Here is a 26,628-nt window from a genome sequence, read left to right as displayed (position 1 = left end):
CCATTGATGACTGAATCGAACGACACGCCTATCCAGACGGAAGAAGGCGATGAGCGCCAACACCGCCGCATCAAGAGTTTCGTGATGCGCGCCGGGCGCATGACCGAAGGCCAGCAGCGCGGTCTGGATCAGGGTGCGCCGCTGTATGTGCTGCCCTTGGCTGACGCACCGGTGGATTACGATCAAGTGTTCGGCCGTTCGGCACCGCGCTCGCTGGAGATCGGTTTCGGCATGGGCCACTCGCTGCTGGAAATGGCCGCAGCCGCGCCGGATCAGGACTTCATCGGCGTGGAAGTTCACCGTCCGGGTGTTGGTGCGCTGCTCAATGGCGTGCTGACCCAGGGCCTGACCAACCTGCGCGTCTACGATTGCGATGCGATCGAAGTGCTCAACCGCTGCATCGCCGATAACAGCCTCGATCGCCTGATGCTGTTTTTCCCGGATCCGTGGCACAAGAGCCGTCACCACAAGCGTCGCATCGTTCAGGCGTCGTTCGCTGAACTGGTGCGCAGCAAGTTGAAGGTCGGCGGTATTCTGCACATGGCCACCGACTGGGAACCGTATGCCGAATACATGCTGGAAGTGATGAACGTCGCCCCGGGCTATCGCAACCTCGCCGAAGACGGCAAGTGCGTCCCACGCCCGGCCGAACGCCCGATCACCAAGTTCGAACGCCGCGGCGAACGTCTTGGCCATGGCGTGTGGGATCTGAAGTTCGAAAAACAGGCTTAAGCATCACGCAATAAAAAACTGTGGGAACGAGCCTGCTCGCGAAAGCGGATGTTCATTCAACACTGATGTTGACTGACACACCGTATTCGCGAGCAGGCCCGCTCCCACATTTGTTTTGGTGTGTTTGCGGGATCAGCGACGATCGGCAACTACGCCGATGAGCACGAGAACCACCAACAGCACCGGCGCCAAACTGTAGTTGTTGAACTGGCTCAAACCCTTGACCACCCACGGTGTGGCGTAGATCAGCGCCGCGCCGCTGCCGATCACGCACAGCAGCGACATCAGCGGCACGCGCAAGGCGCCTGCGATGCTGCCCAGGCGTTGCTCGACCCAGCCTTTGAAGTCGGCGCCGAACAGCACCAGCAGGCAACCGACCAGCGCCAGGGCGATTTCCGAGAGGTTGCTGCGGCTCCAGCGGGAGACGGTAGCGAGCAGGTCGAGTATCAAATCCATGCGTTTTCCCTTAGCACTGAAATCAGTTCAGAAATTGTTGCAGCAAGTCGTTGAGAAACAGCTGTCCGCGCTCGGTGGCCGCCAGACGTGACGGTTCGACCTGCAACAGACCGCTTTGTTCTGCCGCTGCCCGGCCTTCGGCGAGGCTTTCCAGCGACAGGCCGGTACGCTCCGGATACAGACGCGATTCGACGCCTTCGGTGAGGCGCAGCGCATTCATCAGAAACTCGAACGGCATCTCGTCGTTAGTCAGCGCTTTCTCGCCGGCCTGAAAGCTTTTCGCCGGGTTGAGATAGTCCTTCGGCAAACGGGTTTTCCAAGTACGAACGATGCGTCCGTCAGGATGACTCAACTTGCCATGCGCACCCGCACCAATCCCGATGAAGTCGCCGAAACTCCAGTAATTGAGGTTATGCCGCGCCGGTCGCCCAGCCTGTGCATACGCTGACACTTCGTATTGCGCGTAACCATGCTCGGCCAGCAGCGCCTGCCCGGCCTCTTGAATATCCCACAGCGTGTCGTCTTCCGGCAGCACTGGCGGCTGATTCCAGAACACGGTGTTCGGCTCCAGCGTCAGCTGATACCAGGAGATGTGCGTCGGATTCAGCGCGATGGCCTGGCGCAGATCGCTCAAGGCATCGTCCAGCGACTGATCGGGCAAACCGTGCATCAAGTCGAGGTTGAAGTTATCGAACCCGGCCTGCCGCGCCATACCGGCCGCGCGCACCGCTTCGTCACCGTTGTGAATGCGGCCCAGGGCCTTGAGCTTTTCCTGCTGAAAGCTCTGGATGCCGATCGACAGGCGATTGATCCCCAGCTTGCGGTAGGCGACGAACTTCTCTTGTTCGAACGTGCCCGGATTGGCTTCCAGAGTGATTTCGATGTCGTGGGCGAACGGGATACGCTGCTCGACGCCTTCAAGCAGCCGCCCAAGGGCCTCGGCGCTGAACAGACTCGGCGTACCGCCACCGAAGAAGATCGAGCTGATTTCGCGCCCGTAAACCGCGTGCAGATCCTGATCGAGATCGGCCAGCAGGGCGTCGACGTATTCCTGCTCCGGCAAAACCGGGCTGGCGGTGTGCGAGTTGAAGTCGCAATACGGGCATTTGCGCACACACCACGGGATGTGGATGTACAGCGCCAGGGGCGGCAGCGTTGGCAGCGGTGCCCGAGGCGAAGAAGCGGCGCCGCCGACGATCAGCGACGACTCAGAAGAGTCACGGGTCATTTCAAGCCCAGACGCTGGCGCAGCAGATCCATTGCGCGGGCGCGGTGGCTGATCTGGTTCTTGTCGGCCGGGCTCAGTTCGGCGCTGGACACGTCACGCTCCGGCACCCAGAACAACGGGTCATAACCGAAACCGTGCTCGCCGCTGGCAGCGGTGAGGATGCGTCCGTGCCACAGACCTTCGCAGAGGATCGGCAACGGATCGTCGGCATGACGCACCAGCGCCAGCACACAAACGAATTGCGCACCGCGTTCGGCTTCCGGTACGTCTTTCAAGGCGTCGAGCAGTTTGGCGTTATTCGCCGCATCGCCCTTGCCGTCGGCGTAACGCGCCGAATAGATGCCCGGCGCACCGCCGAGGAAATCCACTGCCAGACCGGAATCATCGGCCAGTGCCGGCAAACCGGAAATGCGCGCGGCATTACGTGCCTTGAGAATCGCGTTCTCGACGAACGACAGGCCGGTTTCTTCCGGCTCGACCTTGCTCCACTCGCCAATCGAGCGCAGTTGCACCGATTCGCCGAGCATGGCCTGGAGTTCTTTGAGTTTGCCGGCGTTATGGCTGGCCAGTACGAGCTGCTTGATGTTCATCATTCGCCGGGAAAGAGTTCTTGGTTGAAATTGATGGTGTTGATCTTGTCGCCGTTCTGCACCTTGATTTCAAAGGTGCGGGTCTCCTGCTGTTCCACCGGGTACTGGGCGATGTAGTAGATCGCGCCTTGTTCAGTAACCTGACGGAAATTCAGCGGCACGCTCTGGCTGGTCAGGTCTTTGACCGTGCCGGTGACGTTGGCAATCAGCGGTTTGCCGTCCTTGATCACCGAGACATTGATCACGCCTTGGTTCTTGCTGCGGATCAGCTCCGCGGCCTTGGCGATGTCCGGTTGCAGGTACGTCGAGTTGAAAGTGTTGTAGTGCACCGTCACGTCGCCAAAGGTTTCCTTGCGCTCACCTTTGATGACGTCGGCCGCCAGAGCGCTGGCGCTCAGGCAGGCAGTCAATAACAACAACGCTAAACGACCCATGATCGTCTCCTCGAAATGACGGGATTCAGACCGCGACTTTGTGGTCTGCAAGCTGCGGGCTGCTGACGCGGTAGATACCGATCTCACCTAACAGATTAGGCCATAGCTTACTGGCCCACCCGTGACGGTGCTGTTGATCCACGGCAAGCCGATCAATGACCTTCGCATCACGTTCGCGACACAGTTCTTCAAAATCTTCGAAGGTGCAGAAGTGGATGTTCGGCGTGTTGTACCAGGTGTACGGCAGAAACTCGGAGACCGGCATGCGTCCCTTGCTCGCCAGGTACCAGCGGCAGCGCCAGTGACCGAAGTTCGGGAAGGTGATGATGCACTGACGGCCTACCCGCAGCATTTCGTCGAGGATCTTGTCCGGGTAGTGCACAGCTTGCAGGGCCTGGGTCATGACGACGATGTCGAAACTGTTGCTGGCGAAGTTGCCCAGCCCCTTGTCCAGATCCTGCTCGATAACGTTGACGCCTTTGGCCACGCACTGGGCGATGTTGTCGGCGTCGTTCTCCAGGCCATAACCTGTGACGTTCTTGTTGTCGCGCAGCCAGGTCAGCAGCTCGCCGTCACCGCAACCGAGGTCGAGGACGCGGCTGCCGGCGGGGATCCATTCCTGGATGATTTCCAGATCAGCTCTCATGGCTTTCTCACAACGTGATGCGGTTCATGTAATTGCCGAACGCCTGCAAGTAGCGCGGGATCGGAATCAGGAAGGCGTCGTGGCCCTGCGGTGCATCGATTTCCAGATAGCTGACGTCTTTACGCGCCGCCATCAACGCATCCACCAGTTCCCGCGAGCGGGCCGGGGAGAAGCGCCAGTCGGTGGTGAACGACATCACGCAGAACTTGGCCGTGGCGTTTTCAAAGGTTTTCGCCAGGTTATCGTCGAAGTTCGCCGCCGGATCGAAATAATCCAGCGCCTTGGTCATCAACAGATAGGTGTTGGCATCGAAGCGTCCGGAGAACTCTTCGCCCTGATAACGCAGGTAGCTTTCGACCTGGAACTCCACGCTGTGGAAGTCGTAGTTGAGCTTTTCGCTCTTCAGGCCCCGGCCGAATTTCTCGCCCATGGAGTCGTCGGACAGGTAAGTGATGTGCCCGACCATCCGCGCCAGCATCAGCCCGCGCTTGGGGATCACGCCCGCTTCCTGGAACGAACCGCCGTGGAATTCCGGATCGGTCAGGATTGCCTGGCGCGCGACTTCGTTGAAGGCGATGTTCTGCGCCGACAGTTTTGGTGCCGAGGCGATGGCCAGACAGTGACGCACGCGGTCCGGGTAAGTGATGGTCCATTGCAGTGCTTGCATGCCGCCGAGGCTGCCGCCGATCACTGCCGCCCACTGGCCGATGCCGAGCAGGTCAGCCAAACGCGCCTGGCTGTGCACCCAATCTTCCACGGTGAGTACCGGAAAGTCGGCGCCGAACGGTTTGCCGGTCTCCGGGTTGATGCTGCTCGGGCCGGTGGAGCCGTTGCAGCCGCCGAGATTATTCAGGCTGACTACGAAGAATTTGTTGGTGTCGATCGGTTTGCCGGGGCCGATGCAGCTGTCCCACCAACCGGGTTTACGGTCGTCGACGCTGTGATAGCCGGCAGCGTGGTGATGGCCGGACAAGGCGTGGCAAATCAGCACGGCGTTGCTCGCTTGCGCGTTCAGCGTGCCGTAGGTTTCGTAGATCAGGTCATAGGCGACCAGCGACCGGCCGCAGGCCAGCGCCAGCGGTTCGCTGAAGTGCGCGGTTTGCGGCGTCACCAGACCAACAGAATCGGGGGGAAAGGCAGTTGGCATCGACCCTGCTCTCGTTGAAATGAGGCGTAAGTCTAAAGACCAGGGGGGTTAGCGGCAAGCAACTACCTGCGCTCGTTCCCACGCTCTGCGTGGGAACGCCTCATTGGACGCTCCGCGTCCGCTTCGGCGGGGGGCGCGGAGCGTCCCGGGATGCATTCCCACGCGGAGCGTGGGAACGATCAGCGCACTAGTCCGGGCAAATCCGGCAACTTCTTCGGCGAGCAAATCTTCACCCGCTTCTGCCGGCTCAACTCGCCACTGAGCAAACTGACCTGACTCTTGGAAACTCCAAACGCCTTGGCCAGAAAGCCCATCAGATAAGCATTGGCCTTGCCCTCGACCGGCGGTGCGGTCAGGCGAATCTTCAAACGATCACCGTGCAGCCCGGCGAAATCATCGCTACGGGCTGCCGGTTGCAGGTGACACTCGAGGATCAAGTCGTCACCGTCCCATCGAAACCAGCTCACATCAGCAAACGGAGGATTTCCGGCATCATCGTCATCGCCGCCAGATTGTTGATCACCAGCATGTCGATCAGCTTCAGCGCGAGGAAGGCGAAGACCGGCGACAGGTCCAGGCCGCCGAGGTTTGGCAGGATTTTGCGGAACGGCGCCAGTGCCGGCTCGCAGATCTGATTAACCAGCTCAGCGCCCGGGTTGTGGCTGCCCGGTGCGACCCACGACAGAATCACGCTGATGATCAGAGCGAAGAAGAAGATCTTCAGGAACAGCGCGGTCACGCCGATCAGCGACCAGATAAACAGTTGCAGCGGGTTACCGGTGGTGCCGTAAGTCAGCAGCAGGGTCAGCGCCATCAGCGCCAGTTGCACCAGAATCGCCAGCACCAGCGACGACATGTCCAGACCGAACACGCTCGGGATAATCCGGCGCAGCGGCTTGAGCAGTGGCTGGGTCGCTTTGACGATGAACTGGCACAGCGGATTGTAGAAGTTTGCCCGTACCAGTTGCAGGACGAAGCGCAGCAGCACGATCAGCAGGTACAGACTGCCGAGGGTTTGCAGCACGTAAACCGCTGCGGTGTTCAATCCAATCATGTAAGGCTCCTTATTTGCCCAGTTGTTCGGCCATTTCGGCCGAGCGGTGCGCGGCGGCGCCGAGTGCGGTTTCGACCAGGGCTTCGAAGCCATTGGCCTGGAATGATTTGATTGCAGCTTCCGTGGTGCCGTTTGGCGACGTCACGCGGCGGCGCAGTTCGGCGGCGTCGACATCGCTGGAGACGGCCATGTGCGCGGCGCCCAGTGCGGTTTGCAGGGTCAGTTGTTCAGCGATGTCCTTCGGCAGACCGAGTTTGACGCCAGCGGCGGTCATGGCTTCGATCAACAGGAAGAAATACGCCGGGCCAGAGCCGGAAACGGCGGTCACCGCGTCCAGTTGCTGTTCTTCGTTGAGCCACAGGGCAATGCCGACGGCGGACAGCAGTTCTTCGGCTTGCTGACGCTGTTCGGCGGTCACTTCGCTGGTTGCATACAGACCGCTGACACCCTGACGCAGCAGCGCCGGGGTGTTCGGCATGCAGCGCACGATTGGCTGCTCGCCGAGCCAGGCGGTCATGCTGGCGCAAGTGATGCCCGCTGCGATGGAGACCACCAGTTGATTCGGTTTCAGGCTTGGGCGAATCGCTTCGCACACGGCTTTCATCGCCTGCGGTTTGACCGCCAGTACGATGACATCGACGCCGTCGATGGCCTGAGCGTTGTCGGCAAAGGTTTCTATGCCGTGTTCGGCGCTGACCTTGGCGCGGGTTTCTTCACCCGGGTCGCTGGCGCGGATCTGCGCCGCTTCCAGACCCTTGGCGCGCAAGCCGCCGATCAAACTGGCCGCCATGTTGCCCGCACCGATAAACGCAATACGTGTGTTGCTCATGTGTGGTCCTTATCTGGAAACGTTCAAGATTGGGAATAATCGCGGGCGCCAAACAGGGCCGTACCGATACGCACCCAAGTGGCGCCTTGGGCAATGGCCGACTCGAGGTCGTGGCTCATGCCCATGGACAGTGTGTCGAGCGGCAGATCGAGGCTCGCCTGCAACTTCTGCACGGCAGCGAACGCCGCGTCTTGCTCGGTACGATCGTCGGTCGGCTCGGGAATTGCCATCAAGCCGCGCAGTTTCAAACGCGGCAAAGCGCTGATCGCAGCGGCCAGCGCCGGCAGATCGTCAGGCGTGCAGCCGGATTTACTGGCTTCCCCGCTGACGTTGACCTGAATGCAGATATTCAGCGGCGGCAGCTCGGCCGGGCGCTGTTCGGACAGACGTTGAGCGATTTTCAGGCGATCCACGGAGTGCACCCAGTCGAAATGCTCGGCAATCGCGCGAGTCTTGTTCGATTGAATGGGGCCGATGAAGTGCCAGATCAAGGGCAGGTCGGCCAGTTCGAGCTGTTTGCCCAAGGCTTCCTGCAGGTAATTCTCGCCAAAGTCACGCAGGCCGGCTGCATACGCTTCGCGCAGGGCCTCGGCGGGCTTGGTCTTGCTCACGGCGAGCAACTGGACACTGTTTTCAGGACGGTGTGCGGCCTGGGTCGCGGTCTGGATGCGCGAACCAACGTGGAAAATGTTGTCTGCTATCGTGGACATCAAGAGGCGCCGGCGGTCTGAAGGTTCGCGGCATTCTACTGGAATTGAGGAACGCTATGGATATCACTGAACTGCTGGCCTTCAGCGCCAAACAAGGCGCTTCCGACCTGCACCTGTCGGCCGGTCTGCCGCCAATGATCCGCGTCGACGGCGATGTGCGGCGGATCAATCTGCCGGCGCTGGATCACAAGCAAGTGCACGAACTGATCTACGACATCATGAACGACACCCAGCGGGTCGACTTCGAGAAACATCTGGAAACCGACTTTTCCTTCGAAGTCCCCGGTGTCGCGCGGTTTCGGGTTAACGCGTTTAACCAGAACCGTGGTGCAGGGGCGGTTTTTCGTACCATTCCGTCGAAAGTGCTGAGCATGGAAGACCTCGGCATGGGTGATGTCTTCCGCAAGATTACCGATGCCCCGCGCGGGCTGGTGCTGGTCACCGGGCCGACCGGTTCAGGCAAGTCGACCACGCTGGCGGCGATGATCGATTACCTCAATACCCATCGCCATCACCACATCCTCACCATCGAGGATCCGATCGAGTTTGTGCACGAATCGCGCAAATGCCTGATCAATCAGCGTGAAGTTCACCGTGATACTCGCAGTTTCGCCACCGCGTTGCGCTCGGCGCTGCGTGAAGACCCGGACGTGATTCTGGTGGGCGAGATGCGCGATCTGGAAACCATTCGCCTGGCACTGACCGCGGCGGAAACCGGGCATCTGGTGTTCGGCACGCTGCACACCACTTCAGCGGCGAAAACCATCGACCGTGTCGTGGATGTGTTCCCGGGTGACGAGAAGTCGATGGTGCGTTCGATGTTGTCGGAGTCGTTGCTGGCGGTGGTCTCGCAGACGTTGATCAAGAAGATCGGAGGCGGGCGGGTGGCGGCGCACGAGATCATGCTGGGCACGTCGGCGATCCGTAACCTGATCCGCGAGGACAAGGTGGCGCAGATGTATTCAGCGATTCAGACGGGTGGGTCGTTGGGCATGCAGACACTGGACATGTGTCTGAAGGATCTGGTGACCAAGGGTTTGATCAGTCGCGAGCATGCGCGGGAGAAGGCGCGGACGCCGGATAACTTCTGAGGGGGAGTTGTGTTTGATCGTTCCCACGCAGAGCGTGGGAACGATCGGTCGGCGCTGTTAGCGCTGAACCACGCGCAGCTGCTTGCCCGCAGGCTCTTTAGGCAACACACGCTTGGCAACCACGTAATGCTGTTCCCAATACGGCTTGTTCAGCGTGTCGATGCTCACCGCTTTGCCACGACGCGGTGCGTGGATGAAGCGGTCGTTGCCCAGGTAGATGGCAACGTGGTTGACCCGACGGCTCTTGATGTTGAAAAAGATCAAGTCGCCCGGCTTCAGATCCTTGCGCTCGACTTTCTCGCCGTGGCCGCTGGCCATGGCATTCGAGGTGCGTGGCAGGTCGAACGTGGCGTCGTTGAAGGCGTATTTCACCAGACCGCTGCAATCGAAGCCTTTACTTGGGCTGCTGCCGCCCCAACGATAAGGAGTACCGAGGACGTTCACCGCACGGCTCAGCACATTGCTGCTTTCCTTGCTCGCCATCGGTGGCACCAGCTTGCTGTGGCTCTTGCTGCTCAGCGTGGTGGTTTTGCTTTTGCTGCTTTTGCTCGACGGAGCCGAAGCATGGGATTTAGGGGTAAAGCCGTTAACGTTAGGAAGACGTTGCTCACGATTGGTGGCGTGGGCGGCCAGTGGCATTAATAGGCAGATGGTCAGCCATGTCTTGAAAAATGGTCGCATTAGGCGTGGCTCTTCAGTGATAGCGCGCAACTTTATAACAGAGTTTTTTTTCATTCCGAGTCCGTTGGTCGATTCAGTTGGCAGCCAACGGAACCAAATAAGCGGGAAATGGACGCAATTGTCGGACAGAAGTCAGGTGCTATAAGGCTTTGACGGTGGCAACGGTAACATTTGCCGTACGTCGGCTACCTGTAAAAAAGTCACAAAGAATTCAAGAATATTTATCTATCGTGTGAATCGAGGTCTTCATGAACCGCTATCAACAAATTGGTCAGCCGCAAGATACACACAGCAAAATCATCGGTTATCTGCTGTGGATTTTCGGATTTACCGGCGCTCACCGCTTCTATTACGGCAAACCGGTGACCGGGACGATCTGGTTCTTCACCTTCGGTCTGCTGGGCATTGGCTGGTTGATCGACCTGTTCCTGATCCCGGCAATGGATCGCGAGGCGGATCTGCGTTTTACCGCCGGGCCGATCGAATACAACGTGGCGTGGATTCTGCTGACGTTCCTCGGCGCTCTGGGCGTGCACCGGATGTATCAGGGCAAGTGGATCAGTGGGTTGATCTATCTGCTGACGGGCGGGTTGTTCTTTCTGGGGGTGCTGTATGACTTCTGGACGCTGAATGATCAGGTGTCCGTGCGCAATGCCGAAGGCAGGGGCGCCTTCCAGTAAAGCTTCGCGAGCAAGCTCGCTCCCACAGGGTTCGCGGTGATCCTTGTGGGAGCGAGCTTGCTCGCGAATGGGGCGACGCGGTATCAAGCCTGGTGACTGATCCGCCCATCCACCAGGGTATAGCGAACCACACCCGGCAAACTGTGCCCCAGGAACGGGCAGTTCTCACCCTTCGACAACCAGTTTTCACCGGCCACCGTCGATGCCTTCGGATCGAACAGGACGATATCCGCAGCGCCACCCACCGCCAGTTTGCCCGCCGGCAAGCGCAGCGCCTCAGCCGGCCCGGCACTCAGACGCGCGAGCAAGGTCGGCAGATCGAGCAAACCGTCCTCCACCAGCGTCATCGCCAATGGCAGCAGCAGTTCAACACTGCTGATGCCCGGCTCGGTCGCGCCGAACGGTGCCAGTTTGGCATCGCGTTCGTGTGGCTGGTGATGGCTGGAAATCGCCGACACTACACCGGACTTCACCGCTTCACGCAGACCATCGCGATCCGCGCGGGTGCGCAGCGGCGGCTGCACGTGATAAAGGCTGCTGAAATCGATCAGCGCTTCGTCGGTCAGAATCAGCTGATACAACGCGACATCCGCCGTTACCTTCAAACCGCGAGCCTGGGCCTGAGCGATCAGGGCAACGCCGCGAGCGCTGGTCAACTGGCTGAAGTGCGCCCGCACGCCGGTCTGTTCGACCAGCAGCAGATCCCGGGCCAGCGCCACAGTTTCCGCGGTTTCCGGAATGCCCGGCAGACCGAGGAAGCTGGCAACCGCGCCTTCGTGGGCCAAACCACCTTCAGCCAGATCGTGATCCTGCGAGTTGAAAATCACCGTCAGATCAAACGTCGCCGCGTATTCCAGCGCCCGGCACAGGGTGCGGGTGTTGCGGAAGCTCTCCAGACCATTGCCGAACGCCACACAACCGGCGTCGCGCAACGCCACCAGTTCAGCCAGTTGCTCGCCGTCCAGACCTTTGCTCAGTGCGCCAATCGGGAAGACTTTGGTGTTGCCGGCTTCGCGAGCGCGGTCGAGGATCAGCTCGGCCACGGCGGAGGTGTCGAGCACCGGTTTGGTTTTCGGCGGGCAGCACAGGCTGGTCACACCGCCGGCGGCGGCGGCACGGGTTTCGCTGATGATCGAGCCTTTGCGGCTGTAGCCCGGCTCGCGCAGGGCAACGTTGAGGTCGACGAGGCCCGGAGCGGCGACAAGGCCTTGGGCGTCGATGGTTTCCACTGCCGTGAAACCCGCTGGAGCGGCGCCGAGGGCGACGATCTTGCAGGCTTCAACGTGAATGTCGGTGATTTGATCCAGGCCGCTGCTTGGGTCGATGACGCGTGCGCCGAGAATGCTGAGCTTCACTGGGCGTTCTCCTGCTCGAATTGACGCTGCGCGGTCTGTCCGCTCATGGCCATGGACAACACCGCCATACGAATCGCGATGCCGTAGGTGACCTGGTTGAGAATTACCGAGTGCGGGCCGTCGGCCACTGCCGACTCGATCTCCACGCCACGGTTGATCGGCCCCGGGTGCATGACGATGCAATCGGGTTTGGCCCCGGCCAGGCGCGCGGTGGTCAGGCCGAACAGGCGGTAGAACTCGCCCTCGCTCGGCAGCAGACCGCCGGTCATGCGTTCACGCTGCAAGCGCAACATGATCACCACGTCGACGTCTTTCAGGCCTTCGGTCATGTCGGTGTACACCTTAACGCCGTATTGCTCGATGCCGATCGGCAGCAGGGTTTTCGGCGCGATCACGCGGATGTCCGGGCAACCGAGGGTTTTCAGCGCGAGCATGTTCGAGCGTGCAACCCGCGAGTGCAGGATGTCGCCAACGATGGCCACCGAGAGGTTTTCAAAACCGCCCTTGTGCCGACGGATCGTGAGCATGTCGAGCATGCCTTGCGTCGGGTGCGCGTGACGGCCGTCGCCGCCGTTGATGATCGCCACTTGCGGGCAAACATGTTCGGCGATGAAGTGCGCGGCACCGGAATCACCGTGGCGCACGACGAACATGTCGGCGGCCATGGCTTCGAGGTTGCGCAGGGTGTCGAGCAGCGTTTCACCCTTGCTCGCCGACGACGTCGACACGTTCAGGGTGATCACGTCCGCCGACAACCGCTGGGCCGCCAGTTCGAAGGTGGTGCGGGTGCGTGTGGAGTTTTCGAAGAACACGTTGCACACGGTCTTGCCGCGCAGCAACGGGACCTTCTTCACCGCCCGGGCACCGACTTCGAGGAACGAGTCGGCAGTGTCGAGGATTTCCGTCAACAACTCGCGGCGCAGGCCGTCGAGCGAGAGGAAGTGGCGCAGCTGGCCCTGATCATTGAGCTGCAGCGGGCGCTTGGTATCTAGAGGCGTCATCGCGAAGGGGACTCTCAATAGGGCGGATTAAAGGTTGAAGTCTTGCAGTTCGAGCGTCAGCGGCTCGGGGCCGGACAGCTTCACCCGTTCGTGAGCGGCCAGCGACAGCGTCGCGCCGACCACGTTGGGGCGGATCGGCAGCTCGCCGGCGTCCAGGTCGAGCAGGCAGACCAGGGTCACGCTGGCCGGGCGGCCGTAGTCGAACAATTCGTTCATGGCGGCGCGGATGGTGCGACCGCTCATCAGGACGTCGTCTATCAGCACCAGATGCTGGCCTTCGATCTCGAAGGGCAGGGCGGACGGGCGCACTTGCGGGTGCAGGCCGTTCTGGCTGAAGTCGTCGCGGTAGAAGGACACGTCGAGCGTGCCCAGTGGCGCATCGCTGCCCAATTCCTTGAGCAGAGCCTGCGCGACCCAGATGCCGCCAGTGCGGATGCCGATGTAACGCGGTTCAGTGATTTCACGCTGGGCAAGGTGCGCCTTGAGGCGGGTTGCCATCTGGCTGATCAGATCGGCGGGATTTGGCAGGCTCATGGTTGCTCCTTGTTGGGGGCGAGTCGGATCCTTGGACACGACTCGGTTTTTCACTCAAAAGAAAAGCGCCGAAGCGCTTGTCAGGATTCAAACAATGCAGTGTTTTCATCGAGCCAGCCCTGCAACAGCAGAGCGGCGGCGATGGCATCCACCGGGTTGTCGCGGTAACTGCCTTTCTGGCCGCCACGGGCCAGGCGCTCGCCTTTGGCCTCGAACGTGGTCAGGCGCTCGTCGTGGGTATAGAAGGGCAGGTTGAAGCGGCCATTGAGGCGGCGGGCGAATTTTTCCGCGCGTACGCACATGTCGCTCGGTGTGCCGTCCATGTTCAGCGGCAGACCAACGACGACGGCGTCGGGCTTCCATTCTTTGATCAGGGCTTCGACCTGGTTCCAGTCCGGCACCCCGTTCTGTGCCTTCAAGGTGCACAGCTCGCGGGCCTGGCCGGTAATCACCTGGCCGACCGCGACGCCGATCTGTTTGGTGCCGTAGTCGAAGCCGAGAATCAGGCGCAGGGCCATCAGGCGTGACCTGCCTGACTGGTCAGCAGGCTGAGGTTGATCCCCAGGTGCTTGGCCGCCGCTTCGAGTCGCAGTTCGCTGCTGGTGTTGAAGAGGATGTCGGCGTCGTAAGGGCAGGTCAGCCAAGCGTTGTCGGCCAGTTCGGCTTCCAGTTGCCCGGCTTCCCAACCGGCGTAACCGAGGGCAATCAGGCTTTTTGCCGGGCCGACGCCGTCCGCGATGGCGAACAGCACATCCTGCGAGGTCGACAGGGCCAGATCGCCGTCCAGTTGCGCAGTGGCCTGGAAGGTCTTGCCGGCCGGATGCAGGACGAAACCGCGATCGGTCTGCACCGGGCCGCCGATGAAGATCGGCACGTGCTGGCACAGTGCTGGCGGGTCGATGTCCGGGCGCAATTGCTCAAGAATGTCGGCCAGATTCAGCTCTTGCGGTCGATTGACCACAATCCCCATAGCGCCATTGGCCGTGTGCTCGACGATGTAGGTCAAGGTGTGGGCAAAGTTCGGGTCGGCCATGTGTGGCATGGCGATCAGGAATTGATGCTTGAGGTAGCTGGGGCTGACGTTTTTCATGTGCGCTAGTGTGGCGTTCGGGGGGCAAACTGACAAGCTGGAGATGCAAGCAACACACCGATCCAATGTGGGAGCAGGCTCGCTCCCACAGAGGGTTATGCGGTGCATTCAATTGCTCGAGAGCTTGTCGCCCCGGGCGAATTTCCAGGTACGAATGATTTCCAGCCGATCGATATCCGACAAATCGCCGGTAAACGGGGCAAACGGTGCCGCCAACCGGACGATGCGCTGCGCCGCCTGATCCAGCAACGGCTGGCCGGACGATTCCAGCACCAGTACTTCGTACAGTGAACCGTCGCGATTGATCGACACCATCAGGCGCAAATTGCCGTAGATCTGCTTGCGCCGTGCTTCTTCGGGGTAATTGAGGTTGCCGATGCGCTCGACTTTCTTGCGCCAGTCGTCCTTGTACCAGGCACCCTTGTCGCGCATGGTCGAAGCCGCGCTCAAACGGTGAATACGCGGGCGCTTGGCGTACAGCTGTTGTTCCTTGGCCAGTTCGGCTTCGAGGCTGGCGATGTCACTGGACAGCTGCGAGCTGTCGAATTCCGGCGCGTCGACCGTCGGTTTGACCTCGGTCTTGGTTTCTTCTTTCTTGGTCGGCGCCTTTTTCGGCTTCGGCGCAACCGTAGTCACCGCAGCCTTGGGCGCGGCTTCCTGCACTTCTGGCTTGGCGGCCGGGGGCGGGGTGACTTTCTTGACCTGATTGTCCTGGAACGGCGCCACTTCGGTGGTCTTCGGGATCGCCTTCTTGTCCAGCGTGCCGCTGCCTTCCTGATTTTCCTGCGCGAGAAAGTCAGCCTTCTCCGGCTTCTTTTCGCTCTTGAAGGTGGCGAGGGTGATTTCCAGGGTTTTGCTGATTTGCTTGGGCTCGACCATCGTGAAGCCGACGCCAAGCAGCAGCGCCAAATGAATCAGCGCCGCGAGAAACAGGGTAAAACCGAGGCGATCGGCCGGGCGCACGCCACGGTGGGCGAGTTCTGCGGGCAGATCGGACGGGAGGGTCATGACAGAAAAACCAACATCGCGTTTTTACGGGCTCGGCATGATAACGCAATGTTGGTTTTTAGCTGCAAGCGACTAGCTTCAAGCGACAAGCTGCACACCGCTGACTTCAAGCTTGCGGCTTGCGGCTCGTGGCTTGCAGCTTCTTCTCGATAGCATCCATCAGCATGCCGCCGATATCAGTACCAAACGCATTATCGATTTCACGGATGCAGGTCGGGCTGGTGACGTTGATTTCGGTGAGGCTTTCGCCGATCACATCGAGGCCAACGAACAGCAGGCCTTTCTCACGCAACGTCGGGCCGACTTGAGCCGCGATCCAGCGATCCTTGTCTGTTAGCGGACGCGCTTCACCCCGGCCACCGGCAGCCAGGTTGCCACGGGTTTCGCCCTGCGCCGGAATCCGTGCCAGGCAGTAATCCACCGGCTCGCCGTCGATCATCAGGATGCGTTTGTCGCCGTCCTTGATCGCCGGCAGGTAGGCTTGGCCCATGATCTGCTGGCCACCGAGGGCGGTCAGGGTTTCCAGAATCACCGACAGGTTCGGATCGCCCGCGCGGTGACGGAAGATCGAGGTGCCGCCCATGCCGTCCAGCGGCTTGAGGATCACGTCGCCATGCTTGGCGGCGAATTCGCGTAGCACGTCGGCGCGGCGGCTGACGATGGTCGGCGGCGTGCACTGCGGGAACAGCGTGGCGAACAGCTTTTCATTGCAGTCGCGCAGGCTTTGCGGCTTGTTCACCACCAGCACGCCAGCGGTTTCAGCCTGTTCGAGCAGGTAGGTGGAGTAGACGAACTCCATGTCGAACGGCGGATCCTTGCGCATCAGGATCACGTCGAGATCGCTCAGCAGGTTGTCCTGCTCGGCGTCCAGTTCGAACCATTTTTCCGGGTTGGCGAAGACTTTCAGCGGCTTCATGCGCGCCCGTGCCTGACCTTCGCCCTGATACAGGTCGCGCTGTTCCATATAGAACAGTTCCCAGCCGCGCTTCTGCGCGGCCAGCAGCATGGCCAGCGAGCTATCCTTTTTATAGGAGATGCTGGCGATAGGGTCCATGACAATCCCGACGCGAACGCTCATTGGGTTTTCCTCGAAAATTGGCTACCGGATCGGTATTGAAAAAGTGCCGCCAGAGTGGCGCCGGGCGGGTTTTCGGTCAAGGAAAAACCCGTCGATAGATTGCATCTGGAGACTGTGCTAAAAAGGCTGCCAAGCGGTGCTGGCCCTTGAGCATCAAGGGTTTCCAGCCATTACTCATCGCAAAACGGACAATTTGATTCGCAAAGGCGACGGTAGAGCCCTCTTATGGAACAGCAGTCCAGCGCCTTGAAGGTCATGGTGATCGACGACTCGAAAACGATTCGTCGCACCGCCGAAACATTGCTGAAGAATGTCGGGTGTGAAGTGATCACGGCGATTGACGGTTTCGACGCGTTGGCGAAGATCGCCGATAACCACCCCGGGATCATTTTTGTCGACATCATGATGCCGCGTCTGGATGGTTATCAGACCTGCGCTTTAATCAAGAACAACAGTGCGTTCAAAGCCACGCCGGTGATCATGCTGTCATCGCGTGACGGGCTGTTCGACAAGGCCAAGGGGCGGATTGTCGGTTCCGATCAATTTTTGACCAAGCCTTTCAGCAAGGAAGAACTGCTCAACGCGATCCAGGCCCACGTTCCGGGCTTTGCCGCCGTTTTGCCGCAGTAAGACACGTACAGAGACGCTCGGCCAGCGGGCCGCGCGTCGACAAGAAAAAATGGGGAAAACCATGGCACGTATCCTGATCGTCGATGATTCGCCGACTGAAATGTACAAACTCACCGGCATGCTCGAAAAGCACGGCCATGAAGTACTCAAGGCCGAAAACGGCGCCGACGGCGTGGCCCTGGCCCGTCAGGAAAAACCCGACGCGGTATTGATGGACATCGTCATGCCCGGCCTCAATGGTTTTCAGGCCACCCGCCAGTTGACCAAGGATGCCGAGACCAGTCATATCCCGGTGATCATCATCACCACCAAGGATCAGGAAACCGACAAGGTCTGGGGCACCCGTCAGGGCGCCAAGGACTACCTGACCAAACCGGTCGACGAAGACACCCTGATCAAGACCCTGAACAACGTGCTCAAAGGCTGATCGCGCAACCATGAGCGAATCGCTGACCGCGTTCGAACTGCTCTGGCAAATCGACCAGCGCTGCCGCGTGCTGGCGGCGGACTTGCCGTCGCAACCGGCGCGCCAGGATCGCTGGAGCGGCATCGGCTTTCGCCTCGGCGAGCATTGGTACGTGGCGCCGATGGGCGAAGTCAGCGAAGTACTGCACGAACCACGCTTCACCCAGTTGCCTGGGGTCAAGCCATGGGTCAAAGGCGTGGCCAACCTGCGTGGGCGGCTGTTGCCGATCATGGATCTGTGCGGCTTTTTCGGCCATGAATTGTCGCCGCTGCGTAAACAGCGGCGGGTATTGGTGGTGGAACATGGCGATGTGTTCGCCGGGTTGATGGTCGATGAAGTCATCGGCCTGCAGCACTTTGAGCAGAACAGCTTTGAACCGCTGTCGATCAGCAAACGCCAGGGCTCGAAGGCCGAGTTCGTCAAAGGCTATTTCCGCCGCGAGCAAAACTGGCGGGTGTTCAGCCTGTTTGCCCTGGCGAAATCCCCGGTGTTCATGAGCGTCGCGATATAACAGATTCAACACCGTCCCCTGTGGGAGCGAGCCTGCTCGCGAAGAGGGCGTGTCAGGCAAGACAAATATTGGCTGACCCAGCGCTTTCGCGAGCAGGCTCGCTCCCACAGGGATTGCAGTAGGCCTCAAAGGTGTGGGTTAAGGGCGAGGACCGATGATAAAAGCAAAAACAGGCAAGCCGGCGGAAGGATCGCGCAGTCGCTCGCAGATCATCGTGCTGTTCATCGCACTGATCGTGTTCATCATGCTGCTGTTCGCCAACTTCGCTTACCTCAACACCCAGGCGAACTACGACAAACAGTACATCGGCCACGCCGGTGAACTGCGCGTGCTCTCGCAACGCATCGCCAAGAACGCCACCGAAGCCGCCGCCGGCAAGGCTGCCGCGTTCAAGCTGCTCAGCGATGCGCGCAACGATTTCGCCCAGCGCTGGGGTTACCTGAAGAAGGGCGACCCGGTCACCGGCCTGCCGCCAGCGCCCGCCACCGTGCGCCCGGAGATGCGCGCCGTGCAGCTCGACTGGGAACGCTTGCTGAAAAACACCGACGCCATTCTCTCCAGCGAACAGACCGTGCTGTCGCTGCATCAGGTCGCCGCGACCCTGGCCGAAACCGTGCCGCAGTTGCAGATCGAATACGAAAAAGTCGTCGAAATTCTCCTCCAGCGTGGTGCTCCGGCGGCACAAGTGGCGATGGCCCAACGTCAGTCGCTGTTGGCTGAACGCATCCTCGGCGCGGTCAACACCGTGCTCGCCGGCGACGAAAACTCTCAGCAAGCCGCCGATGCCTTTGGCCGCGATGCCACGCGTTTCGGTCAGGTGCTTAACGGCATGCTGCAAGGCAATCCGGCGCTGAAGATCAGCCAGGTCGAAGACCGTGACGCCCGTGCGCGTTTGAGTGAAATCTCCGAGCTGTTCCAGTTCGTTTCCGGCTCGGTGGATGAAATCCTCGAAACCTCGCCAGAGCTGTTCAAGGTTCGCGAATCGGCGAGCAATATCTTCAGCCTCTCGCAGACGCTGCTCGATGAAGCCTCGCACCTGGCCACCGGTTTCGAAAACCTTGCCGGCGGGCGCAACACCGACACCATCGGCGGCTACGTCCTTGGTTTGCTGGCGCTGGCCTCGATCATCCTCATCGGTCTGGTGATGGTCCGCGAGACCAATCGCCAGTTGCGCGAAACCGCCGAGAAGAACGAGCGCAACCAGAACGCGATCATGCGCCTGCTCGACGAAATCGAAGACCTCGCTGATGGCGACCTCACCGTGACCGCCTCGGTGACTGAAGACTTCACCGGGACCATCGCCGACTCGATCAACTACTCCGTCGACCAACTGCGCGATCTGGTCGCGACCATCAACCTCACCGCCGGCCAGGTCGCCGCCGCCGTACAGGAAACCCAAGCCACCGCGATGCACCTGGCGCAGGCCTCGGAGCATCAGGCCCAGCAGATTTCCGAAGCGTCGACGGCAATCAGCGACATGGCTGAATCCATTGATCAGGTCTCGGCCAACGCTGCCGAATCCTCGGCCGTAGCCGAGCGCTCGGTGGAGATCGCCAACAAGGGCAACGAGGTGGTGCACAACACCATCCACGGCATGGACAACATTCGCGAACAGATTCAGGACACCGCCAAACGCATAAAGCGCCTCGGCGAGTCGTCACAGGAAATCGGCGACATCGTCAGCCTGATCGACGACATCGCCGACCAGACCAACATCCTCGCCCTCAACGCCGCGATTCAGGCGTCGATGGCCGGTGATGCCGGGCGCGGTTTTGCTGTGGTGGCCGACGAAGTGCAGCGCCTCGCCGAACGCTCCTCAGCCGCCACCCGCCAGATCGAAACCCTGGTGCGGGCGATCCAGACCGACACCAATGAAGCCGTGATTTCCATGGAACAAACCACCACCGAAGTGGTGCGCGGCGCGCGACTGGCGCAGGATGCCGGTGTGGCCCTGGAAGAAATCGAAGGAGTGTCGAAGACCCTCGCGGCGCTGATTCAAAGCATCTCCAACGCGGCGCAGCAGCAGACCTCGTCGGCCGGGCAGATCTCGCTGACGATGAATGTGATCCAGCAGATCACCTCGCAGACCTCGTCCGGCTCTACGGCCACCGCCGAAAGCATCGGCAACCTGGCGAAAATGGCCAGTCAGCTGCGGCGTTCGGTGTCCGGATTCACCTTGCCGGCGGCGACAGATAAAGCGTGAGTGGAGTGGTTATGGGTGATCGGCACGACTATGTGGCCCTCGAATGGGTCAAGGGCGAAATTGCCGAAACGCTGAGGCTGGCGCATCAGGCGATTGAAGCCGTGCTTGATGATCCGCAGGCCTTTCCGGGGCTGGACGAGTGCCTGGATTACATCCATCAGGTCCACGGCAGTTTGCAGATGGTCGAGTTCTACGGCGCTGCATTGCTCGCCGAAGAGATGGAGCATCTGGTCGAAGCCCTGCAACACGAACGCGTCAGCCATCGCGACGAAGCGCTGCACCTGTTGCTGCAAGCCCTCGGGCAATTGCCGATCTACCTCGACCGCGTACAGCGCGCCCGCCGAGATCTGCCGTTGGTGGTGCTGCCGCTGATCAACGATCTGCGCAGCGCCCGTGGCGAAAGCCTGCTCTCGGAAACCAGCCTGTTCAGCCCGCAACTGCCCGAACTGCCGCCCTTGAGCGCTGATGCGCTGGCACTGCTAGAGCCAGCAGAGTTGCCGAACGTGCTGCGTAAATTACGCCAGATGCTGCAAATGGCTTTGGTCGGTTTGCTCCGTGAACAGGATGACCAGACGCATCTCGACTATCTGGCGAAAGTCTTTACTCGCCTCGAAGCGCTGAGCGGCGATTCACCCCTGAGCCCACTTTGGCAGGTCGCTTCGGCGCTGGTCGAAGGCATGCGCGAAGGCGTGATCGCCAACAGCCCGGCGCTGCGCAGCCTGTTCAAGGACGCCGATAGAGAACTCAAGCGCCTGCTCGATCAGGGCATGGCCGGACTCAATCAGCCGGCGCCGGCGGAGCTGCTGAAAAGCCTGTTGTTCTATATTGCCAAAGCCGAACATCCCACCGGGCAGATGCTGACCATGAAAGATCGCTACTCGCTGGACGACGCGTTGCCCGACAGCGCGATGGTCGACGAAGAACGCGCGCGCCTGGCCGGCCCCGACCGCGATGCGATGCGCTCGGTGCTGGCAGCGCTGTGTGAGGAACTGGTGCGGGTCAAGGAACGCCTCGATCTGTTCGTGCGCAGCGACCGCCAGCACACCTCGGATCTTGAGAGTTTGCTGGCGCCGTTGCGGCAGATCGCCGACACCCTCGCCGTGCTCGGTTTCGGCCAACCGCGCAAAGTGATCATCGATCAATTGGCGGTGGTGCTCAGCCTCGCTCAGGGCCAGCGCGAACCGAATGACGCAATCCTGATGGACGTCGCCGGCGCGCTGCTCTACGTCGAAGCGACGCTGGCCGGCATGGTCGGCACCGTCGAGCCGGAAAGTCCGGAAGATTCGCGCCTGCCGACCACCGACCTGACGCAGATCCATCAGATCGTCATCAAGGAAGCGCGCATCTGCCTGCAACAGGCCAAGGACATGATCGTCGACTACATCGACGCCGATTGGGATCGCCAGCACCTGCAACCGCTGCCGGCGCTGCTGACTCAAGTGCGCGGTGCGCTGGCGATGATTCCACTCAGCCGTGCGGCGAGTCTGGTCGAAGCCTGCAACGGTTTTATCCGCGAGCATCTGCTGCTCGATCCGCACGAGCCGGGTTGGGAACAACTCGATCATCTGGCCGATGTCATCAGCAGCCTCGAGTATTACCTGGAACGCTTGAGCGATGACCCGCAGGCACCGGGCGAGCAACTGCTGGATGTCGCGCAGAAGTCCCTCGCTAGCCTCGGTTTCTTCCCCGACGAGCAGCCCGGTGCCCAGCATGTGCCAGTGCTCGAAGACGTGCTCAGCCCCAGCGAAGCGCTGGTGATGCAGGACATGCAGGCGCTCGACGATCCCGAGATTGTCCAATCGCTGGCCGACGTTCTGGCCAGCCCGGTTTCAGCGCTCAACCCGCCGGCATTGAGCACGCCCGGCAGCCTGATGCCGCCGCCGGCTGATGAAGAACCGGTCGACGATGAACTGCGCGAAGTGTTCCTCGAAGAGACCGATGAAGTCCTCGAAGTCCTCCACGAATACTTGCCGCGCTGGATCGCCAATTCGCAGGACCGCGATGCGCTGACCGAGCTGCGTCGCGCCTTTCACACCTTGAAGGGCAGCGGGCGAATGGTCCGTGCGCTGATCCTCGGCGAGCTGGCGTGGTCGGTGGAAAACCTGCTCAACCGTGTGCTCGAACAAAGTGTCGAACCGGGCTCGGTGGCGCAGCAAGTGCTGACCGACACCGTGCTGTTGCTGCCCGAGTTGATCAGCGAATTCGCCACCAACAGCCAACGGCAGCGCAGCGATGTCGATCAACTCGCTGCCCGTGCCCACGCTTTGGCCAAAGGTGACGAGCCGTTGGCCGCCGAAGACGTCGACGATGTCGCGGCGCTCGATCCGCTGTTGCTGGAGATCTTCCGCAAAGAAGCCGAAACCCACCTCGCCAGCCTCAACCGTTTTCTCGATCAAGCCGCCGAGCATGTGCCGCTACAGGCCAGCGATGAATTGCAGCGCGCCCTGCACACGCTCAAGGGCAGCGCCTCGATGGCGGGCGTATTGCCGATTGCCGAGCTGGCCGCGTCGCTCGATCAACTCGCCCGCGAATTCAAAGCGCATCAGTTGCCGCTGGACCTCGACGAAGTGGAATTACTGCTCGAAGCCGAGGGCCTGTTCCGTATCGGCTTGCGCCAGCTCAAGCATGATCCGCTGGCGCCGATTGTCGGGGCGCAGTCGCTGATCAAACGCACCGACACGCTGCTCGCGGAACGCCTGGAAACCATCCTCAATGCACCGAATACCGGCTTGCGTATCAAGCGTGATCCGCAACTGATCAACAACTTCCTCGCTCAGGGCATGGACATCCTCCTCGATGCCGAAAACCTCTTGCAGCGATGGCAGCAACATCCCGGCGAGCGTCAGGAACTCAGCGCCTTGCTGGATGAACTGACCACCCTCGGCGAAGGCGCGCACATGGCCGATCTGCTGCCGGTCGACGTGCTGTGTGAAGCCTTGCTCGACCTCTATGGCGCGGTCGAAGAAAGCAGCCTGGCGGTCAGCGAACGGTTTTTCCAGGAAGCGCAAAACGCTCACGAAGCGCTGATCAACATGCTCGACGAACTGGCGGCGGGTCAGGAAGTCACGCCGCAGCCAGAACGTATTCGGGCCCTGCATGATCTGCTCGATCAGAGCCTCGATCCTTCTTCCATGGGCCTGATTCGCAGCGACGGCAGCCGTACCTTGAGCATCCGAGAACTGGGCAGCGCCACCGCTGAGTTGCAGCAAAAGGCAACGGCGCTTGAGCCCGATGACGAGATTGTCGAGATCTTCCTTGAAGAGGCCGTGGACATTCTCGATAGCTCAGGCCAAGCCTTGCAGCGCTGGCTCAGCGACCCTGACAACGTTGCGCCGCTGTCCTCGTTGCAACGGGATTTGCATACGCTCAAGGGCGGCGCGCGGATGGCCGAAGTCGAGGCCATCGGCGATCTGGCCCAGGAGCTGGAAAGCCTTTACGAAGGTCTGGTCGATCGTCGTTATCACTACAGCGAAAGCCTGGGGCGTTTGCTGCTCAAGAGCCATGACCGCTTGGCGCTGTTGCTTGATCAGTTGCAAAACCATCAGCCACTGACCCCGGCAGAGGATCTGATCGAAGTCATCCGTCAGGTCCGCCAAGGTCAGAACGTTGCGGAAGCATCGCCGGCAACAACCGATCACGACAGCGCCGGTCACGACCCGGAACTGCTGGAAATCTTCCTCGAAGAAGGTTTCGACATCATCGAAAACTCCGGTGCCGCGCTGCTGCGCTGGCAGGCCGAGCCGGGCAATCGTCAGGAAGTGGAAACCCTGCTGCGCGATCTGCACACCCTGAAGGGTGGCGCGCGGATGGTCGAGATCGGCCCGATCGGCGACCTCGCCCATGAGCTGGAATACCTTTACGAAAGTCTTTCCAGCGGCGCGTTGCAGCCATCGGCGGAGCTTTTTGCGCTGGTGCAGCGCGGGCATGATCGCTTGGCGCAAATGCTTGATGGCGTGCGCGCGGGCCAGCCGTGTCCACCGGCCGATCGGCTGATCAATGCGATTCAGAATTTCAGCCATCCGCTGACGGTAGAAACGCCGCCAGTGCTGCCTGTTGCGGTCAAGACTGAAGCGGCGGCACCGGATATTGGCGCGGACATGGTCAAGGTCTCCGCCGAATTGCTCGATGAACTGGTCAATCTGGCCGGGGAAACCTCGATATTCCGTGGCCGTATCGAACAGCAGGTCAACGACGCGCAGATTGCCCTGAACGAGATGGAAACCACCATCGAACGCATGCGCGATCAGTTGCGCCGCCTCGACACCGAAACCCAGGGGCGGATTCTCAGCCGTCAGCAAGTCGATGCCGAACGCCTCGGCTACGAAGAATTCGACCCGCTGGAAATGGATCGCCATTCGCAGTTGCAGCAACTGTCGCGGGCGCTGTTCGAATCGGCATCGGACTTGCTCGATCTCAAGGAAACCCTCGACCGCCGCAACCACGACGCCGAGAACCTGTTGCAGCAACAGGGGCGCATCAACACCGAATTGCAGGAAGGCCTGATGCGTACGCGCATGGTGCCGTTCGAGCGCATGTTGCCGCGCTTGAAACGCATCGTCCGTCAGGTCGCTGAAGAGCTGGACAAGGACGTTGCCTTCGTCGTCGGCAACGCTGAAGGCGAGATGGATCGCAACGTGCTCGAGCGCATGGCCGCGCCGCTGGAACACATGCTGCGCAATGCCGTCGACCATGGTCTGGAGTCCGCCGAGGTGCGGCTGGCAGCGGGTAAGCCGGCGCAAGGGCAGATCAGGCTCGACCTGTCCCGCGAGGGCGGCGACATCGTTTTCGACATTCGCGATGACGGCGCCGGGGTGCCATTGGAAGCGGTGCGCAAGAAGGCAATCAAGCGCGGCATGCTCGCGCCGGAAGCCGAGATCAGCGACCGCGACGTGTTGCAGTTCATCCTTCAGCCGGGGTTTTCCACAGCGGAAAAGATTACCCAGATTTCCGGGCGCGGCGTCGGCATGGACGTGGTACACGAAGAGGTGCGGCAGCTCGGCGGCAGCATGAGTATCGATTCGGTACCGGGACAGGGCGTGCATTTCCGCATTCGGCTGCCGTTCACCGTATCGGTCAATCGCGCGTTGATGGTGCAGTGTGGTGAGGATCAATACGCGATTCCGCTGAACACCATCGAAGGCATTGTTCGCGTGTTGCCGAATGATCTGGAAGCTCACTTCCGCGTTGATCCGCCGCGTTACCAGTACGGCGGCCAGACCTATGAACTGTGCTACCTCGGCGAACTGCTGAAAACCGCGCCACGACCGAAACTGCTCGGCCAGAATCTGCCATTGCCGGTGCTACTGGTGCATTACAACGACCGGCGCATCGCGGTGCAGGTCGACACCATGGCCGGTACGCGGGAGATCGTGGTCAAGAGCCTGGGCGCGCAATTCGCGGCAGTGCAGGGCGTGTCCGGGGCGACGATTCTCGGCGATGGCCGGGTGGTGCTGATTCTCGATTTGCTCGCGCCGATTCGGGCGATGCAATCGCGGGTTGCGCAGACACCGGCGCTGCCGGAGATCGACAGCGAACCGCACAAGCCGCTGCTGGTGATGGTGGTGGATGACTCGGTCACCGTGCGCAAGGTCACCAGCCGTTTGCTCGAACGCCACGGCATGAACGTGCTGACCGCCAAGGACGGTGTCGACGCCATGCTGCTCCTCGAAGAGCACATGCCCGACCTGATGCTGCTCGACATCGAAATGCCGCGCATGGACGGCTTCGAAGTCGCCACCCAGGTGCGCAATGACGAGCGCCTGCAACACCTGCCGATCATCATGATCACCTCGCGCACCGGGCAGAAACACCGCGATCGCGCGATGGCGATTGGCGTCAACGACTACCTCGGCAAGCCGTATCAAGAGTCGGTGCTGCTTGAAAGCATTGCCCAGTGGAGCAAGAAACATGCATGAGCGCCGGCATAATCAGCGCACCAGCCAACTGACCGGGTTGTTGCTGCCGTTGGCGGATCGCAATTTGATCCTGCCTAACGTCGCTGTTGCTGAATTGATTGATTACCAGGCCAGCGCCTTCGATCTGGATACGCCACCGTGGTATCTGGGGCGCGTGAAGTGGCGTGAGCGGCAGATTCCGCTCCTGAGTTTCGAGTCGGCGTGCGGGCAGAAAATTGTCATTGGCGAGCGCGCGCGGATCGTGATTCTTAATGCGCTGGGTGGATTGCCGGAGTTGAAGTTCATTGCGCTGCTGGTGCAGGGGATTCCGCGGTCGTACAAGCTCGACAGTCAGTTGAGCTATGTCGATGTGCCGTTGTGCTCGCTGGAGCAGGCGGCGGTGCAGGTGGGGGAGCAGGTAGCGAAGGTGCCGGACTTGTTGGGGTTGGAGAAGTTGTTGGTGGATGCGGGGCTCGTTCACTGATCCTGGGTTGATCGTTCCCACGCTCCGCGTGGGAATGCAGCCCGGGACGCTCCGCGTCCCAAAAAGCCGAACGCAGAGCGTCCGTTGAGGCATTCC

Annotated in this window: 27 protein-coding genes; 9 read left to right on the top strand and 18 right to left on the bottom strand. The window is 60.8% G+C overall.

Annotation, left to right across the window (positions count from 1 at the left end; all coding sequences use genetic code 11):
* The first annotated feature begins 6 nt into the window (after positions 1 to 6).
* The gene (trmB, locus tag ACQ4OE_RS06750) at positions 7 to 732 is read left to right on the top strand and encodes a tRNA (guanosine(46)-N7)-methyltransferase TrmB (protein ID WP_430946171.1); all 726 of its coding nucleotides are present in this window, start codon (positions 7 to 9) and stop codon (positions 730 to 732) included.
* A 132-nt stretch (positions 733 to 864) separates the two neighbouring features.
* On the opposite strand, the gene ACQ4OE_RS06745 is transcribed toward trmB, so the two are convergent.
* The 10 genes from ACQ4OE_RS06745 to ACQ4OE_RS06700 all read right to left on the bottom strand — a co-directional run bounded on the left by ACQ4OE_RS06745 (position 865) and on the right by ACQ4OE_RS06700 (position 7,826).
* Positions 865 to 1,188, bottom strand: a complete 324-nt coding sequence (locus ACQ4OE_RS06745) for a DUF3392 domain-containing protein (protein ID WP_064116274.1) — start codon at positions 1,186 to 1,188, stop codon at positions 865 to 867.
* Between the two features lie 22 nt (positions 1,189 to 1,210).
* Positions 1,211 to 2,416, bottom strand: a complete 1,206-nt coding sequence (gene hemW, locus ACQ4OE_RS06740; RefSeq protein WP_430946170.1) for a radical SAM family heme chaperone HemW — start codon at positions 2,414 to 2,416, stop codon at positions 1,211 to 1,213.
* Entirely contained in the window at positions 2,413 to 3,009 is a 597-nt protein-coding gene (gene rdgB, locus ACQ4OE_RS06735; protein ID WP_008083802.1) for an RdgB/HAM1 family non-canonical purine NTP pyrophosphatase, read from the bottom strand. The genes hemW and rdgB overlap by 4 nt, the downstream gene beginning before the upstream one ends.
* Positions 3,006 to 3,440, bottom strand: a complete 435-nt coding sequence (locus ACQ4OE_RS06730) for a DUF4426 domain-containing protein (protein ID WP_430946169.1) — start codon at positions 3,438 to 3,440, stop codon at positions 3,006 to 3,008. The genes rdgB and ACQ4OE_RS06730 overlap by 4 nt, the downstream gene beginning before the upstream one ends.
* Before the next feature lie 25 nt (positions 3,441 to 3,465).
* Positions 3,466 to 4,086 carry a methionine biosynthesis protein MetW gene (metW, locus tag ACQ4OE_RS06725; RefSeq protein ID WP_007913638.1) on the bottom strand — a complete coding sequence of 207 codons (621 nt, stop codon included), beginning with the start codon at positions 4,084 to 4,086 and terminating at the stop codon, positions 3,466 to 3,468.
* Positions 4,087 to 4,093: 7 nt separating this feature from the next.
* Positions 4,094 to 5,233, bottom strand: coding sequence for a homoserine O-succinyltransferase MetX (metX, locus tag ACQ4OE_RS06720; protein WP_430946168.1), 1,140 nt, complete (start codon positions 5,231 to 5,233; stop codon positions 4,094 to 4,096).
* Between the two features lie 179 nt (positions 5,234 to 5,412).
* A complete protein-coding gene (locus ACQ4OE_RS06715; protein WP_430946167.1) occupies positions 5,413 to 5,700 on the bottom strand; it encodes a DUF167 domain-containing protein in 288 nt (95 codons plus the stop codon).
* Positions 5,697 to 6,287 (bottom strand): YggT family protein, encoded by a 591-nt coding sequence (locus tag ACQ4OE_RS06710; RefSeq protein WP_430946166.1) that lies wholly within the window; start codon positions 6,285 to 6,287, stop codon positions 5,697 to 5,699. Before ACQ4OE_RS06710 ends, ACQ4OE_RS06715 begins: the two co-directional genes overlap by 4 nt.
* A 10-nt stretch (positions 6,288 to 6,297) precedes the next feature.
* On the bottom strand, positions 6,298 to 7,116 hold the full coding sequence (proC, locus tag ACQ4OE_RS06705; RefSeq protein ID WP_093429835.1) for a pyrroline-5-carboxylate reductase: 819 nt from the start codon (positions 7,114 to 7,116) through the stop codon (positions 6,298 to 6,300).
* Between the two features lie 23 nt (positions 7,117 to 7,139).
* Entirely contained in the window at positions 7,140 to 7,826 is a 687-nt protein-coding gene (locus tag ACQ4OE_RS06700) for a YggS family pyridoxal phosphate-dependent enzyme (RefSeq protein ID WP_430946165.1), read from the bottom strand.
* Between the two features lie 56 nt (positions 7,827 to 7,882).
* Between ACQ4OE_RS06700 and ACQ4OE_RS06695 the strand changes: the two genes are divergently transcribed.
* Complete coding sequence (locus ACQ4OE_RS06695) at positions 7,883 to 8,917, top strand: type IV pilus twitching motility protein PilT (RefSeq protein WP_422610248.1); 1,035 nt, start codon at positions 7,883 to 7,885, stop codon at positions 8,915 to 8,917.
* Between the two features lie 57 nt (positions 8,918 to 8,974).
* Here the strand turns inward: ACQ4OE_RS06695 and ACQ4OE_RS06690 are convergent, their stop codons facing one another.
* Positions 8,975 to 9,598 (bottom strand): C40 family peptidase, encoded by a 624-nt coding sequence (locus tag ACQ4OE_RS06690; RefSeq protein ID WP_430946164.1) that lies wholly within the window; start codon positions 9,596 to 9,598, stop codon positions 8,975 to 8,977.
* Positions 9,599 to 9,846: 248 nt separating this feature from the next.
* Between ACQ4OE_RS06690 and ACQ4OE_RS06685 the strand changes: the two genes are divergently transcribed.
* Complete coding sequence (locus ACQ4OE_RS06685; protein WP_122594684.1) at positions 9,847 to 10,278, top strand: TM2 domain-containing protein; 432 nt, start codon at positions 9,847 to 9,849, stop codon at positions 10,276 to 10,278.
* A gap of 83 nt (positions 10,279 to 10,361) precedes the next feature.
* On the opposite strand, the gene ACQ4OE_RS06680 is transcribed toward ACQ4OE_RS06685, so the two are convergent.
* From ACQ4OE_RS06680 to gshB, 7 genes are all read right to left on the bottom strand, one after another.
* Positions 10,362 to 11,633, bottom strand: a complete 1,272-nt coding sequence (locus tag ACQ4OE_RS06680) for a dihydroorotase (RefSeq protein ID WP_122594685.1) — start codon at positions 11,631 to 11,633, stop codon at positions 10,362 to 10,364.
* Positions 11,630 to 12,634 carry an aspartate carbamoyltransferase catalytic subunit gene (locus tag ACQ4OE_RS06675; RefSeq protein ID WP_007913665.1) on the bottom strand — a complete coding sequence of 335 codons (1,005 nt, stop codon included), beginning with the start codon at positions 12,632 to 12,634 and terminating at the stop codon, positions 11,630 to 11,632. Before ACQ4OE_RS06675 ends, ACQ4OE_RS06680 begins: the two co-directional genes overlap by 4 nt.
* Positions 12,635 to 12,661: 27 nt before the next feature.
* The gene (gene pyrR, locus ACQ4OE_RS06670) at positions 12,662 to 13,168 is read right to left on the bottom strand and encodes a bifunctional pyr operon transcriptional regulator/uracil phosphoribosyltransferase PyrR (protein ID WP_034153653.1); all 507 of its coding nucleotides are present in this window, start codon (positions 13,166 to 13,168) and stop codon (positions 12,662 to 12,664) included.
* An 80-nt stretch (positions 13,169 to 13,248) separates the two neighbouring features.
* The gene (gene ruvX, locus ACQ4OE_RS06665; protein WP_064589634.1) at positions 13,249 to 13,686 is read right to left on the bottom strand and encodes a Holliday junction resolvase RuvX; all 438 of its coding nucleotides are present in this window, start codon (positions 13,684 to 13,686) and stop codon (positions 13,249 to 13,251) included.
* Positions 13,686 to 14,258, bottom strand: coding sequence for a YqgE/AlgH family protein (locus ACQ4OE_RS06660; RefSeq protein ID WP_158953386.1), 573 nt, complete (start codon positions 14,256 to 14,258; stop codon positions 13,686 to 13,688). The genes ruvX and ACQ4OE_RS06660 overlap by 1 nt, the downstream gene beginning before the upstream one ends.
* A 108-nt stretch (positions 14,259 to 14,366) precedes the next feature.
* Positions 14,367 to 15,266 (bottom strand): energy transducer TonB, encoded by a 900-nt coding sequence (locus tag ACQ4OE_RS06655; RefSeq protein ID WP_122594686.1) that lies wholly within the window; start codon positions 15,264 to 15,266, stop codon positions 14,367 to 14,369.
* 106 nt (positions 15,267 to 15,372) lie between these two features.
* On the bottom strand, positions 15,373 to 16,344 hold the full coding sequence (gene gshB, locus ACQ4OE_RS06650) for a glutathione synthase (protein WP_150731672.1): 972 nt from the start codon (positions 16,342 to 16,344) through the stop codon (positions 15,373 to 15,375).
* Positions 16,345 to 16,569: 225 nt separating this feature from the next.
* Between gshB and pilG the strand changes: the two genes are divergently transcribed.
* The 6 genes from pilG to ACQ4OE_RS06620 all read left to right on the top strand — a co-directional run bounded on the left by pilG (position 16,570) and on the right by ACQ4OE_RS06620 (position 26,532).
* Positions 16,570 to 16,974, top strand: coding sequence for a twitching motility response regulator PilG (gene pilG / locus ACQ4OE_RS06645; protein ID WP_007913673.1), 405 nt, complete (start codon positions 16,570 to 16,572; stop codon positions 16,972 to 16,974).
* Between the two features lie 61 nt (positions 16,975 to 17,035).
* A complete protein-coding gene (gene pilH / locus ACQ4OE_RS06640) occupies positions 17,036 to 17,401 on the top strand; it encodes a twitching motility response regulator PilH (RefSeq protein WP_008084306.1) in 366 nt (121 codons plus the stop codon).
* A 10-nt stretch (positions 17,402 to 17,411) separates the two neighbouring features.
* Positions 17,412 to 17,951 carry a chemotaxis protein CheW gene (locus ACQ4OE_RS06635; RefSeq protein WP_430946163.1) on the top strand — a complete coding sequence of 180 codons (540 nt, stop codon included), beginning with the start codon at positions 17,412 to 17,414 and terminating at the stop codon, positions 17,949 to 17,951.
* Positions 17,952 to 18,105: 154 nt separating this feature from the next.
* Positions 18,106 to 20,154: a methyl-accepting chemotaxis protein gene (locus ACQ4OE_RS06630; protein WP_430946162.1), complete on the top strand. Its 2,049-nt coding sequence runs from the start codon at positions 18,106 to 18,108 to the stop codon at positions 20,152 to 20,154.
* A gap of 11 nt (positions 20,155 to 20,165) precedes the next feature.
* Positions 20,166 to 26,069 (top strand): Hpt domain-containing protein, encoded by a 5,904-nt coding sequence (locus tag ACQ4OE_RS06625; RefSeq protein WP_430946161.1) that lies wholly within the window; start codon positions 20,166 to 20,168, stop codon positions 26,067 to 26,069.
* Positions 26,062 to 26,532 (top strand): chemotaxis protein CheW, encoded by a 471-nt coding sequence (locus ACQ4OE_RS06620; RefSeq protein ID WP_430946160.1) that lies wholly within the window; start codon positions 26,062 to 26,064, stop codon positions 26,530 to 26,532. The genes ACQ4OE_RS06625 and ACQ4OE_RS06620 overlap by 8 nt, the downstream gene beginning before the upstream one ends.
* Positions 26,533 to 26,628: the final 96 nt, after the last annotated feature.

It is taken from the genome of Pseudomonas sp. WC2 (assembly GCF_050586545.1).
GTDB lineage: Bacteria > Pseudomonadota > Gammaproteobacteria > Pseudomonadales > Pseudomonadaceae > Aquipseudomonas.
Note: the sequence above shows the minus strand (reverse complement) of the source record. Positions and strands in the feature narration are given on the sequence as shown.

Excerpts from the sequence above, each read along its gene's own strand:
- trmB (WP_430946171.1), top strand. The coding sequence starts at position 7 with ATGACTGAATCGAACGACACGCCTATCCAGACGGAAGAAGGCGATGAG.
- ACQ4OE_RS06745 (WP_064116274.1), bottom strand. The coding sequence starts at position 1,188 with ATGGATTTGATACTCGACCTGCTCGCTACCGTCTCCCGCTGGAGCCGC.
- hemW (WP_430946170.1), bottom strand. The coding sequence starts at position 2,416 with ATGACCCGTGACTCTTCTGAGTCGTCGCTGATCGTCGGCGGCGCCGCT.
- rdgB (WP_008083802.1), bottom strand. The coding sequence starts at position 3,009 with ATGATGAACATCAAGCAGCTCGTACTGGCCAGCCATAACGCCGGCAAA.
- ACQ4OE_RS06730 (WP_430946169.1), bottom strand. The coding sequence starts at position 3,440 with ATGGGTCGTTTAGCGTTGTTGTTATTGACTGCCTGCCTGAGCGCCAGC.
- metW (WP_007913638.1), bottom strand. The coding sequence starts at position 4,086 with ATGAGAGCTGATCTGGAAATCATCCAGGAATGGATCCCCGCCGGCAGC.
- metX (WP_430946168.1), bottom strand. The coding sequence starts at position 5,233 with ATGCCAACTGCCTTTCCCCCCGATTCTGTTGGTCTGGTGACGCCGCAA.
- ACQ4OE_RS06710 (WP_430946166.1), bottom strand. The coding sequence starts at position 6,287 with ATGATTGGATTGAACACCGCAGCGGTTTACGTGCTGCAAACCCTCGGC.
- proC (WP_093429835.1), bottom strand. The coding sequence starts at position 7,116 with ATGAGCAACACACGTATTGCGTTTATCGGTGCGGGCAACATGGCGGCC.
- ACQ4OE_RS06700 (WP_430946165.1), bottom strand. The coding sequence starts at position 7,826 with ATGTCCACGATAGCAGACAACATTTTCCACGTTGGTTCGCGCATCCAG.
- ACQ4OE_RS06695 (WP_422610248.1), top strand. The coding sequence starts at position 7,883 with ATGGATATCACTGAACTGCTGGCCTTCAGCGCCAAACAAGGCGCTTCC.
- ACQ4OE_RS06690 (WP_430946164.1), bottom strand. The coding sequence starts at position 9,598 with ATGCGACCATTTTTCAAGACATGGCTGACCATCTGCCTATTAATGCCA.
- ACQ4OE_RS06685 (WP_122594684.1), top strand. The coding sequence starts at position 9,847 with ATGAACCGCTATCAACAAATTGGTCAGCCGCAAGATACACACAGCAAA.
- ACQ4OE_RS06675 (WP_007913665.1), bottom strand. The coding sequence starts at position 12,634 with ATGACGCCTCTAGATACCAAGCGCCCGCTGCAGCTCAATGATCAGGGC.
- pyrR (WP_034153653.1), bottom strand. The coding sequence starts at position 13,168 with ATGAGCCTGCCAAATCCCGCCGATCTGATCAGCCAGATGGCAACCCGC.
- ruvX (WP_064589634.1), bottom strand. The coding sequence starts at position 13,686 with ATGGCCCTGCGCCTGATTCTCGGCTTCGACTACGGCACCAAACAGATC.
- ACQ4OE_RS06660 (WP_158953386.1), bottom strand. The coding sequence starts at position 14,258 with ATGAAAAACGTCAGCCCCAGCTACCTCAAGCATCAATTCCTGATCGCC.
- ACQ4OE_RS06655 (WP_122594686.1), bottom strand. The coding sequence starts at position 15,266 with ATGACCCTCCCGTCCGATCTGCCCGCAGAACTCGCCCACCGTGGCGTG.
- gshB (WP_150731672.1), bottom strand. The coding sequence starts at position 16,344 with ATGAGCGTTCGCGTCGGGATTGTCATGGACCCTATCGCCAGCATCTCC.
- pilG (WP_007913673.1), top strand. The coding sequence starts at position 16,570 with ATGGAACAGCAGTCCAGCGCCTTGAAGGTCATGGTGATCGACGACTCG.
- pilH (WP_008084306.1), top strand. The coding sequence starts at position 17,036 with ATGGCACGTATCCTGATCGTCGATGATTCGCCGACTGAAATGTACAAA.
- ACQ4OE_RS06635 (WP_430946163.1), top strand. The coding sequence starts at position 17,412 with ATGAGCGAATCGCTGACCGCGTTCGAACTGCTCTGGCAAATCGACCAG.
- ACQ4OE_RS06630 (WP_430946162.1), top strand. The coding sequence starts at position 18,106 with ATGATAAAAGCAAAAACAGGCAAGCCGGCGGAAGGATCGCGCAGTCGC.
- ACQ4OE_RS06625 (WP_430946161.1), top strand. The coding sequence starts at position 20,166 with ATGGGTGATCGGCACGACTATGTGGCCCTCGAATGGGTCAAGGGCGAA.
- ACQ4OE_RS06620 (WP_430946160.1), top strand. The coding sequence starts at position 26,062 with ATGCATGAGCGCCGGCATAATCAGCGCACCAGCCAACTGACCGGGTTG.